The organism is Fusobacterium sp. SYSU M8D902 (assembly GCF_040199715.1).
Taxonomy (GTDB): Bacteria; Fusobacteriota; Fusobacteriia; order Fusobacteriales; family Fusobacteriaceae; genus Fusobacterium_A.
The window spans coordinates 17,114-34,398 of sequence record NZ_JBEFNA010000019.1 but is presented as its reverse complement, the minus strand read 5'-3'; the positions used below and the strand labels follow the sequence as shown (position 1 = coordinate 34,398).

Here is a 17,285-nt window from a genome sequence, read left to right as displayed (position 1 = left end):
AATGAAAAAGGTATTAACAGGAATTTGTGCCATAGTATTACTTGCGTCTTGTAGTTCACTAGATAAAGGAAATTCTTTGGAACAAAAATACTCAATAACAAAGGAATCAGCAAAAGAGTGGGATAAAACTATAATTAAAGTGGTAAAGGGTGAATCTCTAATTGAAGATTGGTATGGAGATGAAAATCCAATACTTTATTTAAGAAAAACTGGAAAAATGAATGAAAAAGATTTTAACTTCTTAACTTCATTGGAGAAAAAAGATGTCAGTGAGATAACAGATGAAGATTATGATAAGTTTGTAGACTTAGTAAATAAATATAATAAGAAATTACCTAGAAAGTTCTACCTATCTGATGAGAACTTAAAAAATCCTAAAGGACTTGTAGATAAAATGGTAAGAGAGTCTTTTATAAAGATGGATACACCATCTAGTCACATAAAAAATGAAGTAGCTACTCCAGATGAGTGGGAAGAGATAGTAGCTTTTTCAAAACAAGATGACCTATCAGAAAAAGACACTAAAAAATTAAGAAAGATACTAAATAAATTTATAAAAAGAGATGAGTTCTATGACGAGAGAGCTTGGTATAATAGAGAGATCTCAGATAGAGTAATCAAAATAACAAATATAGATGCTAAGGAAACAACTACAGCTATTGAGAAGAACAATGTAAATGCTAAAGCTTTATATATAGCATATCCAGAGTATTTTTCAAATTTAGAAAAATGGGATGATTAAAAAATAGTACTATAATAGGGGAGGGATCAAAAGTGATCTCCTCCTTTTGTTTACAAGGAGAAAAAATGGACGTTGATATGCATATTCACACCTTAGAATCTGATGGAACCTATACACCTGAAGAGATAATATTGAGAGCTATGAAAAATAATGTAATAGCTCTTGCTATAACAGACCATGATACTGTAGCAGGAGTAAAGGCTGGAAAAGCAGCAGCAGAGAGATATGGGATGGAGTTTATAGAGGGGATAGAGATCTCTTGTAATGAAGAGAATCTGGAAGTACATGTATTGGGATACTATCTAAATCTCGAAGATGAGGTATTTTTAAGGGAGTTGGCAGAGCTAGAAGAGGCCAGAGAAAAAAGAAATAGAAAAATAATAGAAAAATTTGAAAAAATTGGTATAATAATAGATATAGAAGAGTTAAAAAAATTTGCACCAGGAAATATAATCAGTAGATTACACTTTGCTAATTATCTCTTAGAAAAGGGAATAGTGACAAATAAGAATGAGGCATTTACAAAATATCTAGGAAGAACAGGCTTAGCTTATGTTCCAAAGGAGAATTTTTCACCAGAAAGAGCTGTAAAAATGATAAAGGCAAATGGTGGTTTTGCTTCATTAGCTCATCCTAAGTTAATAACTTTGAATGATGAGATTTTAAATGATCTTATTGTAAGATTAAAAGAGTGTGGCTTAGATGCCTTAGAATCACAATATAGTTCATTTTCTAAAGCAGAGAAGCAGAAATTTAGAAAATTGGCTAAAAAATATGGTCTTTTAATCACAGGGGGATCAGATTTTCACGGAGATAATAGAGAGGGTGTAGATATTGGCGATGCAGGTTTAGAGTACTCTCAATTTGAAAGAATAAAAAGATTTTTGAATAAATAAGGAGGCAAAAATGATAATTGTAACAGGTGCAGCTGGTATGATAGGAAGTGCAATGGTATGGAAACTTAATGAGATGGGTAGAAATGATATCATTGTTGTAGATAAGCTGAGAACAGAGGAGAAATGGCTTAACTTAAGAAAGAGAGATTATGCTGATTGGGTGGATAGAGATGACCTATTTGATTGGCTATCTAACTCAGCAAATGCTGAAAAGATAACAGGAGTTGTACATATGGGAGCTTGTTCAGCAACAACTGAGAGAGATGGAGATTTCTTAATGAGCAACAACTATGGATATAGTAAAAAATTATGGGAGTTCTGTGCAGCTAGACAGATACCTTATGTATATGCTTCATCAGCAGCTACTTATGGTGGTGGAGAATTAGGATACAATGATGATGTGAGTGTAGAGGAGTTAAAAAAATTACAACCTCTAAACAAATATGGATATTCAAAGAAAATATTTGATGATTGGGCATTTAAACAGAGTATAGCACCTAAACAATGGTGTGGATTAAAATTCTTTAACGTATATGGTCCACAAGAGTATCATAAAGGAAGAATGGCTTCAATGGTATTCCATACATTCAATCAGTATAGAGATAATGGTGGAGTAAAACTTTTCAAATCTCATAAAGAGGGATTCAAAGATGGAGAGCAATTGAGAGATTTCGTATACTTAAAGGATGTTGTAGATGTAATGTACTATCTATTGACTGAAAAAGTTGAATCTGGAGTATACAACATAGGAACAGGAGAGGCTAGAAGTTTCTTAGATCTATCTATGGCTACAATGAGAGCAGCAGCAAATAATCCAGAGTTAAAACAGGAAGAGGTTATAGAGTTTATACCTATGCCAGAGGACTTAAGAGGAAGATACCAATACTTTACTCAAGCTAGTATGGAAAAGCTAAAAAGAGCAGGATATACTAAGAAATTTACATCTTTAGAGGATGGAGTAAAGGATTATGTTGAAAACTATTTATCAAAAGAAGATCCATATTTATAAGGTGATAAATAGATGAATTTGTTTTTAATAGTTATAATATTGGGGATAGTAGAGGGAATGACAGAGTTCCTTCCAGTAAGTAGTACAGGTCATATGATATTGGTTGAAAAGTTTATTGGAGATGGAAGATTTTCACCAAAGTTTATGGAGAGTTTTTTAATAATTGTTCAATTGGGAGCAATATTAGCAGTAGTTATCTATTTCTGGGATACTTTAACACCATTTGTAAAAAATAGGAAAGAGCTTATTTCTAGAATTAGATTGTGGACAAAGGTTATTGTGGGAGTTTTACCAGCAGCTGTCATTGGTTTGTTGTTAGATGATTACATTTCAGAGTATTTTATGGGGAATGTATTCGTAGTAGCAACAACTCTAATATTTTTCGGTGTGATTTTAATTGTTATTGAAAAGTACTATAAAACAGCTGGAAAGATTGATAGTTTTGGAAAATTAAGTTATAAGTTAGCTTTTATAATCGGATTTTTTCAGTGCTTGGCAATGATACCAGGAACATCAAGATCTGGAGCTACAATAATTGGAAGTTTATTGTTGGGGCTATCAAGAGGACTAGCAACAGAATTTTCTTTCTTCTTAGCAATTCCTACAATGTTTGGAGCTACTCTTCTTAAACTTGTGAAAAATGGAATGAACTATACAACTACTGAGTGGCAACTTATTGGAGTTGGAACACTTGTATCATTTGTTGTAGCCTACCTTGTAATAAAGTGGTTTATGGGCTATATAAAGAAAAGAGACTTTGTTTTCTTTGGAGTGTATAGAATAATTTTAGGAATATTAGTATTGATATTTTTATTTATCTAAAATAAAAATATTATAGTAAAAAAGATTGAGAAAATAAATAGAGCAAGTTAGCTAGGCTATACTTGCTCTTTATTTTTTGAATGAAGATTATCTTTATTCTCTTACTTGTCCATTTCCCATAATAACATATTTAGTAGTAGTAAGTTCCTTTAATCCCATAGGACCTCTAGCATGAAGTTTTTGAGTACTGATACCGATCTCAGCTCCAAAGCCAAACTGTCCACCATCAGTAAATCTAGTAGAAGCATTTACATAAACAGCAGCAGCATCAACTTCATTTAGGAATCTTTGAGCATTAGAGTAGTTTTCAGTAACTATACACTCTGAGTGTTTAGTACCATATTGACCAATATGTTTTATAACCTCGTCTAGATCCTTAACAACTTTAATAGCTACTATATAGTCCTCATACTCAGTAGCCCAGTCCTCCTCGGTAGCCACAAGAGCTGTAGGGATATATTTTCTAACTGTTTCATCTCCTCTGATCTCTACATTTTTAGCTATTAACTCTTTTCCAAGGTTAGGAAGAAGAGAGTTAGCACAATTTTCATGTATAAGTAGAGTTTCGACAGCATTACAAACACCTGGTCTTTGAGTTTTAGCATTTATAATTATATCAATAGCCTTAGTTAAATTTCCACTTTCATCAACAAAGATGTGACAGTTACCAATTCCTGTCTGTATACAAGGGATTGTACTATTCTCTATAACTGTATTGATAAGTCTAGCACTACCTCTAGGGATTAAAACATCTATATATTGGTGAGCTTTCATAAGTTTATTAGCTGTATCATGGCTAGTATCTTCTAGAATTTGTACTGCATTCTCATCAATGTTACACTCTTTTAAAACAGTTTTAAAAACATTTACAAGAGCTATATTGGTATTGATAGCTTCCTTTCCACCTCTTAAGATTACAGCATTTCCACTTTTTAAGCAAAGCCCAAAAGCATCAGCAGTAACATTAGGACGTGATTCAAATATTATAGCTACAACACCTAATGGAACTCTTTTCTGTTGAATTATAAGCCCATTAGGAAGAGTTTTTCCATATGTGAACTCTCCAACAGGATCATTTAAAGATGCGATCTGTCTAAGTCCGTCAGCCATATCTTCAATTCTTTTCTCTGTCAATGTCAATCTATCTATAAAAGCTTTTTTAACACCTGAATTTATAGCATTTTCAACATCTTTTTTATTTATTTCTAAGATAGTATTACAATTTTTTAAAAGTGCATCAGCAGATTTTAGAAGCACTTCATTTTTTACTTTTGTAGATAACTGAGCTATCTGTATCTCAGCTTCCTTTGCAGATTTTCCTAATTTTTCTATATAACCCATAATTGCCTCCTAATTATTCACAATCAAATACAGTTCCAATATCTTTCCCAGAGATAAGTTCTTCGATAAATGATGGATTAGAACCATCTAAGATAGCCATTCTTACTCCACCGTTATAGCATTTTCTTGCAGCTAGAAGTTTAGTTTCCATACCACCAACACTAAACTCACTACCCTTTTCTCCCCCCATAGCTAGGATATCATCAGTAACTTTTTTAACATAAGATATTCTCTTTGCTTCAGGATGTGTCTTAGGATTAGCATCATAAAGGGCATCAATATCTGTAAGAATTACAAGTAGATCAGCTTTTATAAGTGTTGCCACACTTGCAGAAAGTCTGTCGTTGTCACTAAATTCAATCTCAAAAGTAGAGATAGTATCATTGGCATTGATAATAGGGATAACACCAAATCCCAATAGAGTTTCTAAAGTGTTAGTTGTATTAGTTCTTCTCTCTCCCTCTTTAAAGTCATCTTTAGTAAGAAGAATTTGAGCAACTCTTTGATTATATTCACTCATAAAGTTTTTGTAGATATGCATAAGTTCTGCTTGTCCAACAGCAGCAGCAGCCTGTTTTTCTCTAGTAAGAGTAGGTCTTTTCTCAAAGTTTAAGCTTTTTGATCCTACACCAATAGCTCCTGAAGTTACAAGTACAACATCTCTATCTTGATTTCTAAGATCAGAAAGTATCCAAGCTAACTTATTCATCAAATGGAAGTTAAGATTTCCATTGGGATAAGTAAGAGTAGATGTACCAACCTTTATAACAATTCTCTTTGAATTTTTGATTTTTTCTCTGATTTCATTATTCATATATACTCACCTTAAAATTTATTATAATATACATTATACAGGTAAAATTATATTTTTAATAGATTTTTTTATAAAAATTTTGTAAAATGTACCTATAGGGTCATAATTATTAAGTGGAGGTTTATGGTATGGAGAGTTTAAAAATTGAGGATTTTCTAGATTATAACTATCTGTCTGAGTTAAATATTTCACCAGATGGAAAATATGTAAGTTTTTTGCAACACAGAGCTAATTATGATGAGAACAACTATAGCTCAAACATCTATATACTGAATCGTGAGAGTGAGGAGTATTGTAAATTGACAGAACTCAGTGATAAAAAGCAGTATATGTGGATAGATGAAAAATCAATAGTATTTTCAAGTAACAAAGATAGGGAGTTACAGCTTAGAAGTGATGAGGGAGAGAGCTGGAGTTGCTACCAAATTATAGATTTAGAGAGCAAAAAAGTTGAGGAGTATATGAGAATTCCTTTAGAAGTAACATCTATCAAAAATATAGATGGAGAGAACTTCATTCTTACAGCTCAATATAATAATTATGGAGTTGAACTCAATGGTGCAGTTGGAGATGAACGTATCAAGAAGTTAGAGGAGATTAGAGAGAGTAAAAATTATGAGATAATAGATGAGATTCCTTTCTGGGGCAATGGTAAGGGATTTACGAATAAGAAGAGAAATAGACTATATATGTATAATAGATTAAGTGGAGAGATCTATCCAATAAGTGATAGAATTTCAAATGTAAATTACTATTCATATAGAGATGGAAAAATTGTATATACAGTGAATAGATTTACTAATAAACAGGAGCAGAGAGAGGGAATATATAGTTTTGATATCAGTACTAAGAGTGAGGAGCTGTTATTGGCTAGTGAGGAGTTTAGAGTTAATTTTGTAGAGTTTTTTAATGATGGAATAATTTGTGGTTTAAATGACACTAAAGATTATGGACTCAATCAAAATCCAAAATTCTATACAATAAAAGATGGAGAGCTTAAACTTTTCAAAGAAAATGATAGTTCATTAAGTAATAGTGTAGGTTCAGATTGTAGATATGGAAATAATAGAAATTTTAGAGAAAATTCAGGAAAACTATACTATGTAACAACTATTTTACATAGTTCAGTATTGAGATCTCTAGATGAAATGGGAGTTGAGAGGACAATATCCTCTGCTGATGGGTCAGTGGATGGCTTTATTTTAGCTGATCAAGAGGTCTACTTTATAGGAATGAAAGATTTGAGACTACAGGAGATATACTCTATTAAAAATGGAGTAGAGAAGAGAGTAACAGATTTTAATGAGAAAATATATGAAAATAAAGAGCTTTCAAGACCTGAAAAATTAAGTGTTGTAAGCAATGGAGTAGAGATAGAGGGATGGGTTATAAAACCAACCAATTATGAAGAGGGGAAAATGTACCCAGCTATCTTAGATATACATGGTGGACCTAAAACTGTCTATGGAGATATTTTTTATCATGAGATGCAAGTTTGGGCAAACTTAGGTTATTTTGTCTTTTTCTGTAATCCACATGGTGGAGATGGACGTGGAAATGAGTTTGCAGATATTAGAGGGAAATATGGAACAATTGACTATGAGGATTTGATGAATTTTACTGATAAAGTAACCAATAGTTACCCTATAATAGAGAGAAAAATAGGTGTGACAGGTGGATCTTATGGTGGGTATATGACAAACTGGATAATAGGGCATACAAATAGATTTGCCTGTGCTGTATCTCAAAGAAGTATATCTAACTGGTTTTCAAAATTTGGTACTACAGATATAGGTTACTATTTTAATGTAGATCAAAATATGTCTAGCCCTTGGAAGAATCCAGAGAAATTATGGTGGCATTCGCCTCTAAAATATGCAAACAGAGTGGTAACACCAACTCTATTTATACATTCAGAAGAGGATTATAGATGCTGGTTAGCTGAGGGATTACAGATGTTTACTGCTCTTAAATATCATGGAGTTCAGTCTAGACTCTGTATGTTTAAGGGAGAGAATCACGAATTATCTAGAAGCGGAAAGCCTAAAAATAGAGTTAAAAGGCTACAAGAGATAACAAAATGGTTCGAAGAATTTTTAAAATAACTGTTAATAAATATTTTTAAATGTGATATAATAAACACAGAACAAAGCTTTTTTTAAATTTTGGAGGTGGGTTTTTTGCATAAAGCTAATTATATTATGATGACACCAGGACCTACTATGGTTAGGGAGAATGTATTACATGCAAAAGGAAATTATTATGGAAATTCAGATTTTGATCCTAAATTTTTTGAGTTCTATGGACAATTATGTAAAAAAATAGGAAAGATATTTGGAGCAAAAAAGGCTCAAACTATAATAATGGCTGGAGAAGGAATGCTAGGATTAGACAGTGCCTGTGCAGCTCTTACTGAAAAAGGAGACAAAGTTTTAGTAATCTCTAATGGACTTTATGGTGCTGGATTCAAAGATTTAGTTGAGATCTATGGTGGAGAGGTAACAGTATTTGAAAGTGATGTAAAAGATAAAATAGATACAGATTCTTTGAGAGTATTTTTGGAGCAACATAAAGATTATGGATTTAAGTATGCAACAGTAGTTCATTGTGATACTCCTTCTGGAGTTTTTAACAATGTGAAGGATATATGTAAAACATTGAAATCAATGGGAATAATGACAGTTGTAGACACTGTTTCAGCTGTTGGAGGAGCAGAGGTAAAAGTTGATGAGTGGGGTATAGATATAGCTTTAGGTGCTTCACAAAAAGTTCTTTCTGCCACAACTGGTCTTACAATAATGACAGTAAGTGATGATGCTTGGAAGGCAATAGAGAATAGAAAATCTCCAATTCCTTCATTCTATTGTAATCTTTCATTATGGAGAGATTGTGTAGAGAAAAAACTTTTCCCATATACTATGCCAATTGGAGAGATAGCAGCTTTAGGATTAGCTATTGACAATATGTTCCAAGAGGGATTGGACAAAGTAATAGAGAGACACTATACTGCAGCAGAGTATACTAGAAATAGATTGATGGATCTAGGAATAGAGCTTTATTTAAAAGGTGGATATTCCCCTACAGTAACAGCTTTCTACGTACCAGAAGGATATGATTTAGAAGAGGTATATAATCATATGTTAGAGCATCATGAAGTGATGGTAGGGAAATCTTATGGATATTTAGCTGATAAAGTTTTAAGAATAGGGCATATGGGAGAGAATGCTCGTTTCTTTAGAATAGATTACACTATGAGAGCTTTAGAGAAAACTTTAAAAGAATTAAAAAAGTAAAATTTTGTTTAAAAAAAGAAAAAAATGAGCGAGAATAACGAAAAAAATAAAAAAAATGCTTTTTATTTTTTTAAAACTTGAATTTTCCTAAATAAGATATTATAATAAAATGTACGTCTTTTGTATTACATAATGAAATTAAAAATTAATACAAAAAGAGTAATGTTATATGATAATTCTTATTTATTTTAGGAGGTAAAATGTATCTGGATATAATTTTTAAGGTTCTTGGAGGTCTGGGAATATTTCTTTATGGGATGGATAATATGTCTTCAGGAATGCAAAAATTAGCAGGAAAGAAGTTAAAAAGATTTTTAGCTGTTTTAACTACCAATAGGTTTATTGCAATATTAATGGGAATATTTGTAACAGCATTAGTTCAATCATCATCTGTTAGTACAGTAATGACAATAGGATTTGTAAATGCTTCATTATTAACATTAAAACAAGCTTTAGGAGTAATTTTTGGTGCAAACATAGGAACTACAATTACAGGCTGGATTCTTGTATTGAATATAGGAAAATATGGATTACCAATAGTTGGTGCTGCAGCTATAGCACATATGTTTTTAAAAGGAGATAAAGCTAAGACAAGAGCACTTACAATAATGGGATTAGGAATGATCTTCTTAGGACTAGAGCTAATGAGTAATGGATTGAAGCCAGTAAGGGATATGCCAGAATTTGTGAGATTATTTCAAATGTTTTCTGCGGATTCATATTTTGGTGTTATAAAAGCGGCAGCTGTAGGAGCTTTAGTTACTGCTATTGTACAATCATCATCAGCTACATTAGGAATAACAATTACATTAGCATTACAGGGATTGATATCTTATGAGACAGCAGTAGCTTTGGTATTGGGAGAGAATGTTGGAACTACAATTACAGCTATTTTAGCAACTTTAAACGCAAATGTTAATGCTAAAAGAGCAGCTTATGCTCATACGATAATTAACACATTTGGTGTTTTATGGGTGACAGCAGTATTTAAACCTTATTTACAATTTTTAAATATATTTAATAATCATGATACAAATATAACAATGGCAATTGCTACAGCACACACAGTTTTTAATGTTGTGAATGTAATTTTATTTACTCCTTTCATAGGATATCTAGCAGATTTTTTATGTAAGGTGATAAAAGATGATGGTAAAGTTAATGATAGAATAACTAAGATTGATCAACTTATGTTAAAAACTTCAGGGGTAGTTGTGGAACAGACCAAAGTGGAAGTTGGAAATATGGGTAAAATGATACAATTAATGTTTGATGAAGTAAAAAAAGTCTATACTAATCCTGTTGCTTTGACAGATACAAAAGTTAAAGATTTAAGAAAGATGGAAGATGACTTAGATCTTTATCAAAAAGAGATAACTGATGCCAATTTCGTTATCCTAAATAATAAAGATATAAATGATAGTTTAAGAAGAGATATTAGAAATAACTTAATTGTTTCAGATGAATATGAAACAGTAAGTGATTATTTAATGAGAATAACTAATAGTCTAAAGAAATTACATGATAATGTTATGACTTTTACTGAACAAGAAATAGAAGTAATGTTACTATTGCATGAAAAAACTAATGAGTTTTTTAAGAATATTGATAGAGGTTATCAAGAGAAAAATCTGATATTGATAAAAGAGTGTATAGTTAATGCTAAAGAAGTAACAGCTCTTTATAAAGATGCTAAAAAGCACTATATGGATTATGGAATTAAAGAAGCAGCAACTACAATGTCTACAACTAATTTTATGGATATAATAAATTTCTATAGAAGAGTTGGAGATCATTTAACTAATATTATTGAAGGATATTCAAGTAAGTAAAAATAATAGAAATTAAAATTATAGCTCTGTTAATAATGACAGGGCTATTTTTTTATTAAAAACAAAAAGCTTTTAAGATAGAAGAAAAAGTATTATAAAAACACATATATTTAACTTGTTATAATTAATTAACACAAGTTCATAACAAGTTATAAAATTTAAAATCCTATAAATTATACTATTTTCTATTTTTTTGATTAAAAACTGTATGTTTTTTTAAAAAAAAGTTATTGACATAATAAAATAAAAAGCTTATAATTGTTATAAGAATTAAACTTGTTATAACAAGTTGAGGAGGGGTAATAATGGATATAGAAACGATTGCAATGTCATTAGTAGGAAATGCAGGAGAAGCAAGAAGTTTAGCATTTGAAGCTTTACATGAAGCTAAAAAGGGTGAATTTGAAAAAGCAGAGGAATTATTAAAAAAAAGTCATAAAAAAAATTTAGCTGCTCATGAATTACAAACACAACTTATATGTGAAGAAGCTAATGGTAACAGTACAGAAATGTCATTACTGATGGTTCATGCACAAGATCATTTAATGACTTCATTATTAGCTAGAGAGTTAATTAATGAGTTAATTGATATTTATAAAAAAATTAAATAAAGGATTAAAGTGGAGGAAAAATGAAAAAAAGATTATTAGATTTTGGAGGCGAAGATTTTTTAAGAGTAACACCTATGGAGTTAAAACAAAGTATATTAGCTTCTGAGGGAAGAGTAATTATGGCAGAAAATGTACCAGTAGAGCAACCATATTTAAATGGAGTTACAAATGCAGAAATAGAACGTGCTGCAGGAGCAGACTTAATATTGTTTAATGTACTTGATTTAATGGAACCAGAGATTCGTGGAATTCCAAGTAATATACCACAAAGTGAACATATAAATTGGATACGTAAAGCCATTGCTAGACCTATAGGTATTAACTTAGAACCAGTAGATTTAAATGCAACTATGAATGAAAAAAGACATGAAATTTCTATAGGTAGAATAGTATCACCTAAGACATTAGAGTTAGCTAAAGAATATGGATTTAGTTTTATTTGTTTAACAGGAAATCCAGGAACTGGTGTATCAAACTCAGCAATAAAAAATGCAATAGTATTAGCTAGAAAATATTTTAATGGATTAATTATAGCTGGAAAAATGCATGGTGCAGGAGTAGATGAACCAGTGATGAATTTAGAAATAGCTAAAGAATTTGTTAATGCAGGAATAGATATATTACTTGTACCAGCTCCATATACAGTACCACACTTTATGGAACAAGATTTAAGAGAAATTGTAGATATGGTAAAAGAGTACAATAAAGGAAAAAGTATAGAAGAAAAGGTATTGATTATGGCAGCGAATGGAACAAGTCAAGACTCATCAGATGCAGATACAATTAAAAAAATAGGATTAACAGCAAAAGCATGTGGAGTAGATTTACACCATATTGGAGATTCTTTTAATGGAGTTTGTATTCCAGAGAATATATATACATTAGGAGTGGCTATTCGTGGGAAAAGACATCAATTAACAATGTTAGCTCGTTCTAATTATCGTGGACAATAATGAAATAGGGGGTTTTTATGAAAAATAATAATTTGGTAGAAAAAGTAACTTATTTTGCTGGAAAAGTTGGAGGACAGCGTCATTTATTAGGATTACGTGATGGAATGGCTGCAGCAATGCCATTAGTTATTATAGGGTCATTTTTTATGTTGTTAGCACAATTCCCTTTTGAACCTTTTACAAAATGGTTACAAAAAGTTGGACTACAAGCTTTTTTTAACAAAGCAAGTGATTCTACATTTGGAATAATAGGTTTAGTTATATCTTTTTCTGTTGCATATCATTTAGGAAGTTATTATAAAATTAATAAGTTTTCAGCAGGAGTTTTATCCTTAGCTTCTTTTATAATATTAACTCCAATTTATACAATTGACATTGGTGCAGGATTCCCAATAAAATATATGGGAAGTGCTGGAATGTTTGCTGGAATAATAATTGCACTAATAACAACAGAAATTTATCGTTGGTTTGAACAAAATAACATTATGATAAAGATGCCAGATTCAGTACCACCAAGCGTAAGTAGAGCTTTTTCGGCAATTATTCCTGGATTAGCAATTGTATCATTTTGGGTAATAATAAGTATAATTTTGACATATTTAGGAGTAGAAAATATACATAGCTTAATACAATCAGTATTGGGATCGACATTAGGGCTATTAAGTAATACATTACCAGGAATAATATTGGTTATTTTTATCCAATGTTTCTTTTGGATGTTTGGAATACATGGAGCACAGGTTACAGGACCATTAATAGAACCATTATTACTACAAGCTTCAGATATAAATAGAACAGCTTATATTGCTGGTCAAGAATTACCAAATATAATAACTTATGAATTTGTATATAATTTTGTATTCACTGGAGGAGCAGGATGCCTATTTGCGATGGCGTTATTACTTTTTTTCAAATCTAAAAGTAAAGAAAATAAAATTTTAGGGAAAATTGCTTTACCACCAACATGTTTTCAAGTACCAGAATCAATATTATTTGGATTTCCAATTATAATGAATTTTAAGATAGCTATTCCGTTTGTATTAGCACCTATTACAACAACAATAGTAACATATTATGCAATGTATTTTGGATTAGTAGCTAAACCAATAGGAGCAATAATACCTTGGACAACACCTCCAGTAATAGCAGGATTTTTAGCAACTGGAGGACATATAAGTGGAGCGATTATTCAAATAATAACAATTGCTATAAATATCCTAATTTATTTGCCTTTCTTCCTTAAAGATGATAAAATGAAAATTGAAACTGAAAAGAAAGCTGAGCTAGAAAAAAGTGAAAACGATTTTGAAAATGTTGATCTAAATAATTTTACATTTTAAGAAAATTTAAATAAAGAAAGAAGGAGAAAGAGTGTTAGGAAAACAGAAACAAATACCTTTGTATAGCCAATTAACTAAAGCTTTAAAAAAATATATTGAGAGTAATTTAGATTTTGGTGATAAATTACCAAGTGAAAAAGAAATAGGAGAAATGTATTCTGTCAGTAGAACAACTGTTAGACTTGCAATGGAAGAGTTAGAAAAGTGTGGTATGATATATAGACTTCAAGGAAAAGGTTCTTTTGTTTCAGATTTTTCATCCAATTCATTAAATTCTTTTAATTTAATTGATGAAAGAACTTTCTTTACTACTGAATATAAGACTGAAAGCTCTTTTAAAAAAAGCTTATATGGGTTAACTAGTATTTTGCCTAATAATATTCAGGAAGTTTTCAATGAGATAGAATTTATAAGAATTCAATATATAATTTGTTTAGAAAATATACCTGTTTTACTCGTAGATTATTATTTAAATCAAAATATTTTTAATGATATAAGTTATGAAAATTTAGAAAAAGAATTTATAGATAAAATATGTCAAAACAAGAATATAGTTTTGAAAAGAATTACAGAGGATTATAATATTGTTTTGTCTTATCAAGAATTGAGTGATAAATTAAATTTGAATAATAACACACCTTTACTCTGCATAAATAAAAACTTTTATGATGTAAATAATGAGTTAATAATAATTGTATCAAAGCATATAGTAACAGAGAGATTTAAATATAAAAATTTTTTAGAAATCTAAAAAGAATTTAGGAGGAAAAATGAAAAAGAAAATATATTTATTTTGTAGTGCAGGTATGTCAACAAGTATTTTAGCGAATAAAATGCAAAAGTGTGCAGATGGGTATAATCTTCCTGTAGAGGTTAAAGCTTTTCCATTAAGTGAGATAGATAGTATAGTAAAAACTTTGAATCCAGATTGTATTTTATTGGGGCCACAAGTAAAACATACTTATGAAGAAACTAAAAAGATGTATGGTGTAGATGGAACTCCAGTTGCTGTTATAGATACAAATGACTATGCTCTAGTAAAAGCAGAAAATGTGTTGAAAATGGCAGTTGTTTTAGTTAAAAATTCAATTAAAAATAAATAATTTAAATTGAAAGGTATGAAACTAGATATTATTATCTAAATATTTCATACCTTTTAAAATAGAAAAGGAGTTATATGAGTATAAATTTCAATAATAAAACAAAGGAGTTTCATCTTTCAAATAATAATATAAGTTATATTATCAAAATATTAAGAAATGGTCAAATAGGTCAACTATATTTTGGAAAAAAAATAAAACATAAAGAAAGTTATAGTTATTTACTTGAAAGTAAAAGTCGTCCTATGGCTCAATACTTATATGAAAATGATTTTTCTTTTTCATTGGATCATATAAAACAAGAATTTCCAAGCTATGGAACAACGGATCATAGATATCCAGCTTTTGAAATAAAACAAGAAAATGGAAGTACAATAACAGAATTTGAATATATATCTCATAAAATATTCAAAGGGAAAAAAAAACTGGTTGGATTGCCAGCAGTTTATGTTGAAAATGAAGATGAAGCTACAACATTAGAAATTTTTTTAAAAGATAAAATGATAGAAATAGAGTTAGTACTTTCGTACACTATTTTTGAAAAATATGATGTAGTAGCTAGAAATGCTCAGTTTATAAATAAAGGAGAAAATTCAGTAGATATAACAAGAGCATTAAGTTTAAATTTAGATTTACCAGATTATGATTATGAATTACTTCAATTGTCTGGGGCTTGGTCAAGAGAACGATACATAAAAACACGAAAATTAGAGATGGGAATTCAGGCTATAAGTAGTACAAAAGGAATTTCAAGTAATGATCAAAATCCCTTTATTGCTTTAAAAAGACCTGAAACTACAGAAACTTTAGGCGAAGTAATAGGATTCAGCTTGATTTATAGTGGGAATTTTTTAGCACAAGTTGAAGTTGATACTTATGATGTAGCTAGAGTATCTTTAGGAATAAATCCCTTTGGTTTTACTTGGCATTTAGAAAATAATGAGAGATTCCAAACACCAGAAGCTATTATTGTTTATTCAGACTCTGGTTTAAATAAAATGAGTCAAACTTTTCATAATATTTTTGGAAAAAGATTGGTAAGAGGAGAGTGGAGAGATAAATTCAGACCAATTTTAATAAATAATTGGGAAGGAACTTACTTTGATTTTAATGATGAAAAAATATTAAATATAGCTAAAGCTGCACATAAAATGGGAGTGGAACTTTTTGTTTTAGATGATGGGTGGTTTGGAACAAGAAATGATGATAAACAAGGACTTGGAGATTGGGTTTCAAATAAAAATAAGTTAAAAAATGGAGTAGAAGGTTTATCACATGAAATAGATAAAATTGGAATGAAATTTGGGCTATGGTTTGAGCCAGAAATGGTAAATAAAAATAGTGAACTTTTTAAAAGACACCCAGAGTGGATACTTCATGTTCCTCAACGGAATCAATCACATGGAAGAAATCAATTTGTTCTTGATTATTCAAGAAGAGAGGTTATAGATTACATATATGATATGATGTTTAAAATTATTAAAAACTCTAAAATATCGTATATTAAATGGGATATGAATCGTTATATAACAGAATGTTATTCAGTAGCTTATCCACCACAAAGACAAGGAGAAATTTTTCATAGATATATATTGGGTGTATATGACCTATATGAAAGATTAATTAAAGCTTTTCCAAATATATTATTTGAATCTTGTTCAAGTGGAGGGGCTAGATTTGATCCGGGGATGCTATATTATGCACCACAATGTTGGACTAGTGATGATACAGATGCTATTGAGAGATTAAAAATTCAATATGGGACATCATTAGTCTATCCATTGTCAACAATGGGAGCTCATGTATCAGTAGTTCCTAATCATCAGCTTCAACGTATAACTCCACTTGAAACAAGAGCTGGAGTTGCTTATTTTGGAAATTTTGGTTATGAATTAGATATGAGTAAATTAACTGAAGAAGAAAATAAGAAAATAAAGATACAAATTGATTTTTATAAAAAATATAGACATATTTTTCAATATGGAATATTTTATCGTCTATTAGATCCATTTAAAAATAATATTGTTTCTTGGATGGTAGTAACAGAAGATAGAAGAACAGCAATAGTTGGATATTATAAGATTTTAAATGATGTAAACTGTGCATATAGAAGAATAAAACTTCAAGGGTTAGATCCTGATTTAAAGTACGAAATTTCCAATTTAAACTACCCAGAAGAAATAGCAACAAAATATTGTTATGGTGATGAATTGATGAATATAGGGCTTATAACTACAGATTCATCTTCAGGTCAAGTTTTAGATGGTAGTAGAGTATCACATGATTTTGATTCAACTATTTATATTTTGAAAGTTGAATAGTAATTAAGTATAGAAATTTTGTATTTTGATAAGGTTTGAAGAAAATAGAGTAAATTTCTATTAACTAATATTATTGGAGGATATTCAAGTAAGTAAAAAATAATAGAAATTAGAATTATAGCTCTGTTAATGATAACAGGGCTATTTTTTTATATTTATTGACAAAGCTTTCTTAAAACTATAGAATAAGGGTATAGAAGAGAAAAGGGAG

15 protein-coding genes are annotated in these 17,285 nt (G+C 30.1%); 13 read left to right on the top strand and 2 right to left on the bottom strand.

Translation table 11 applies throughout. From position 1 onward, the window contains the following. Nucleotide 1: 1 nt before the first annotated feature. The 4 genes from ABNK64_RS07695 (at nt 2) to ABNK64_RS07680 (ending at nt 3,469) form a co-directional block, all read left to right on the top strand. Nucleotides 2-742, top strand: a complete 741-nt coding sequence (locus ABNK64_RS07695) for a hypothetical protein (RefSeq protein WP_349764023.1) — start codon at nt 2-4, stop codon at nt 740-742. 65 nt (nt 743-807) lie between these two features. Beyond that, nucleotides 808-1,638: a PHP domain-containing protein gene (locus tag ABNK64_RS07690; protein WP_349764022.1), complete on the top strand. Its 831-nt coding sequence runs from the start codon at nt 808-810 to the stop codon at nt 1,636-1,638. A 10-nt stretch (nt 1,639-1,648) separates the two neighbouring features. After that, on the top strand, nt 1,649-2,647 hold the full coding sequence (rfaD, locus tag ABNK64_RS07685; protein WP_300341749.1) for an ADP-glyceromanno-heptose 6-epimerase: 999 nt from the start codon (nt 1,649-1,651) through the stop codon (nt 2,645-2,647). Between the two features lie 12 nt (nt 2,648-2,659). Next, on the top strand, nt 2,660-3,469 hold the full coding sequence (locus tag ABNK64_RS07680) for an undecaprenyl-diphosphate phosphatase (protein ID WP_349764021.1): 810 nt from the start codon (nt 2,660-2,662) through the stop codon (nt 3,467-3,469). Between the two features lie 93 nt (nt 3,470-3,562). Here the strand turns inward: ABNK64_RS07680 and ABNK64_RS07675 are convergent, their stop codons facing one another. Continuing rightward, nucleotides 3,563-4,810 carry a glutamate-5-semialdehyde dehydrogenase gene (locus ABNK64_RS07675; RefSeq protein ID WP_349764020.1) on the bottom strand — a complete coding sequence of 416 codons (1,248 nt, stop codon included), beginning with the start codon at nt 4,808-4,810 and terminating at the stop codon, nt 3,563-3,565. A 13-nt stretch (nt 4,811-4,823) separates the two neighbouring features. Then, complete coding sequence (gene proB, locus ABNK64_RS07670; protein WP_291256541.1) at nt 4,824-5,624, bottom strand: glutamate 5-kinase; 801 nt, start codon at nt 5,622-5,624, stop codon at nt 4,824-4,826. Between the two features lie 128 nt (nt 5,625-5,752). Here proB and ABNK64_RS07665 point away from each other — a divergent pair, with 128 nt between their 5' ends. From ABNK64_RS07665 to ABNK64_RS07625, 9 genes are all read left to right on the top strand, one after another. Next, nucleotides 5,753-7,729 (top strand): alpha/beta hydrolase family protein, encoded by a 1,977-nt coding sequence (locus ABNK64_RS07665; protein WP_349764019.1) that lies wholly within the window; start codon nt 5,753-5,755, stop codon nt 7,727-7,729. A gap of 75 nt (nt 7,730-7,804) precedes the next feature. Beyond that, a complete protein-coding gene (locus ABNK64_RS07660; RefSeq protein WP_349764018.1) occupies nt 7,805-8,917 on the top strand; it encodes a pyridoxal-phosphate-dependent aminotransferase family protein in 1,113 nt (370 codons plus the stop codon). A gap of 200 nt (nt 8,918-9,117) precedes the next feature. Beyond that, nucleotides 9,118-10,749 carry a Na/Pi cotransporter family protein gene (locus ABNK64_RS07655; RefSeq protein WP_349764017.1) on the top strand — a complete coding sequence of 544 codons (1,632 nt, stop codon included), beginning with the start codon at nt 9,118-9,120 and terminating at the stop codon, nt 10,747-10,749. A gap of 305 nt (nt 10,750-11,054) precedes the next feature. Next, nucleotides 11,055-11,360, top strand: a complete 306-nt coding sequence (locus ABNK64_RS07650) for a PTS lactose/cellobiose transporter subunit IIA (RefSeq protein ID WP_300340202.1) — start codon at nt 11,055-11,057, stop codon at nt 11,358-11,360. A 20-nt stretch (nt 11,361-11,380) separates the two neighbouring features. Further along, nucleotides 11,381-12,313 (top strand): DUF7916 family protein, encoded by a 933-nt coding sequence (locus ABNK64_RS07645; protein WP_291256546.1) that lies wholly within the window; start codon nt 11,381-11,383, stop codon nt 12,311-12,313. 17 nt (nt 12,314-12,330) lie between these two features. Then, nucleotides 12,331-13,653, top strand: a complete 1,323-nt coding sequence (locus ABNK64_RS07640; protein WP_291256547.1) for a PTS sugar transporter subunit IIC — start codon at nt 12,331-12,333, stop codon at nt 13,651-13,653. A 31-nt stretch (nt 13,654-13,684) separates the two neighbouring features. After that, a complete protein-coding gene (locus tag ABNK64_RS07635; RefSeq protein WP_349764016.1) occupies nt 13,685-14,404 on the top strand; it encodes a GntR family transcriptional regulator in 720 nt (239 codons plus the stop codon). 19 nt (nt 14,405-14,423) lie between these two features. Beyond that, the gene (locus ABNK64_RS07630; RefSeq protein WP_291256549.1) at nt 14,424-14,756 is read left to right on the top strand and encodes a PTS sugar transporter subunit IIB; all 333 of its coding nucleotides are present in this window, start codon (nt 14,424-14,426) and stop codon (nt 14,754-14,756) included. Nucleotides 14,757-14,830: 74 nt separating this feature from the next. Next, a complete protein-coding gene (locus tag ABNK64_RS07625; protein ID WP_349764015.1) occupies nt 14,831-17,074 on the top strand; it encodes an alpha-galactosidase in 2,244 nt (747 codons plus the stop codon). Nucleotides 17,075-17,285 lie beyond the last annotated feature (211 nt).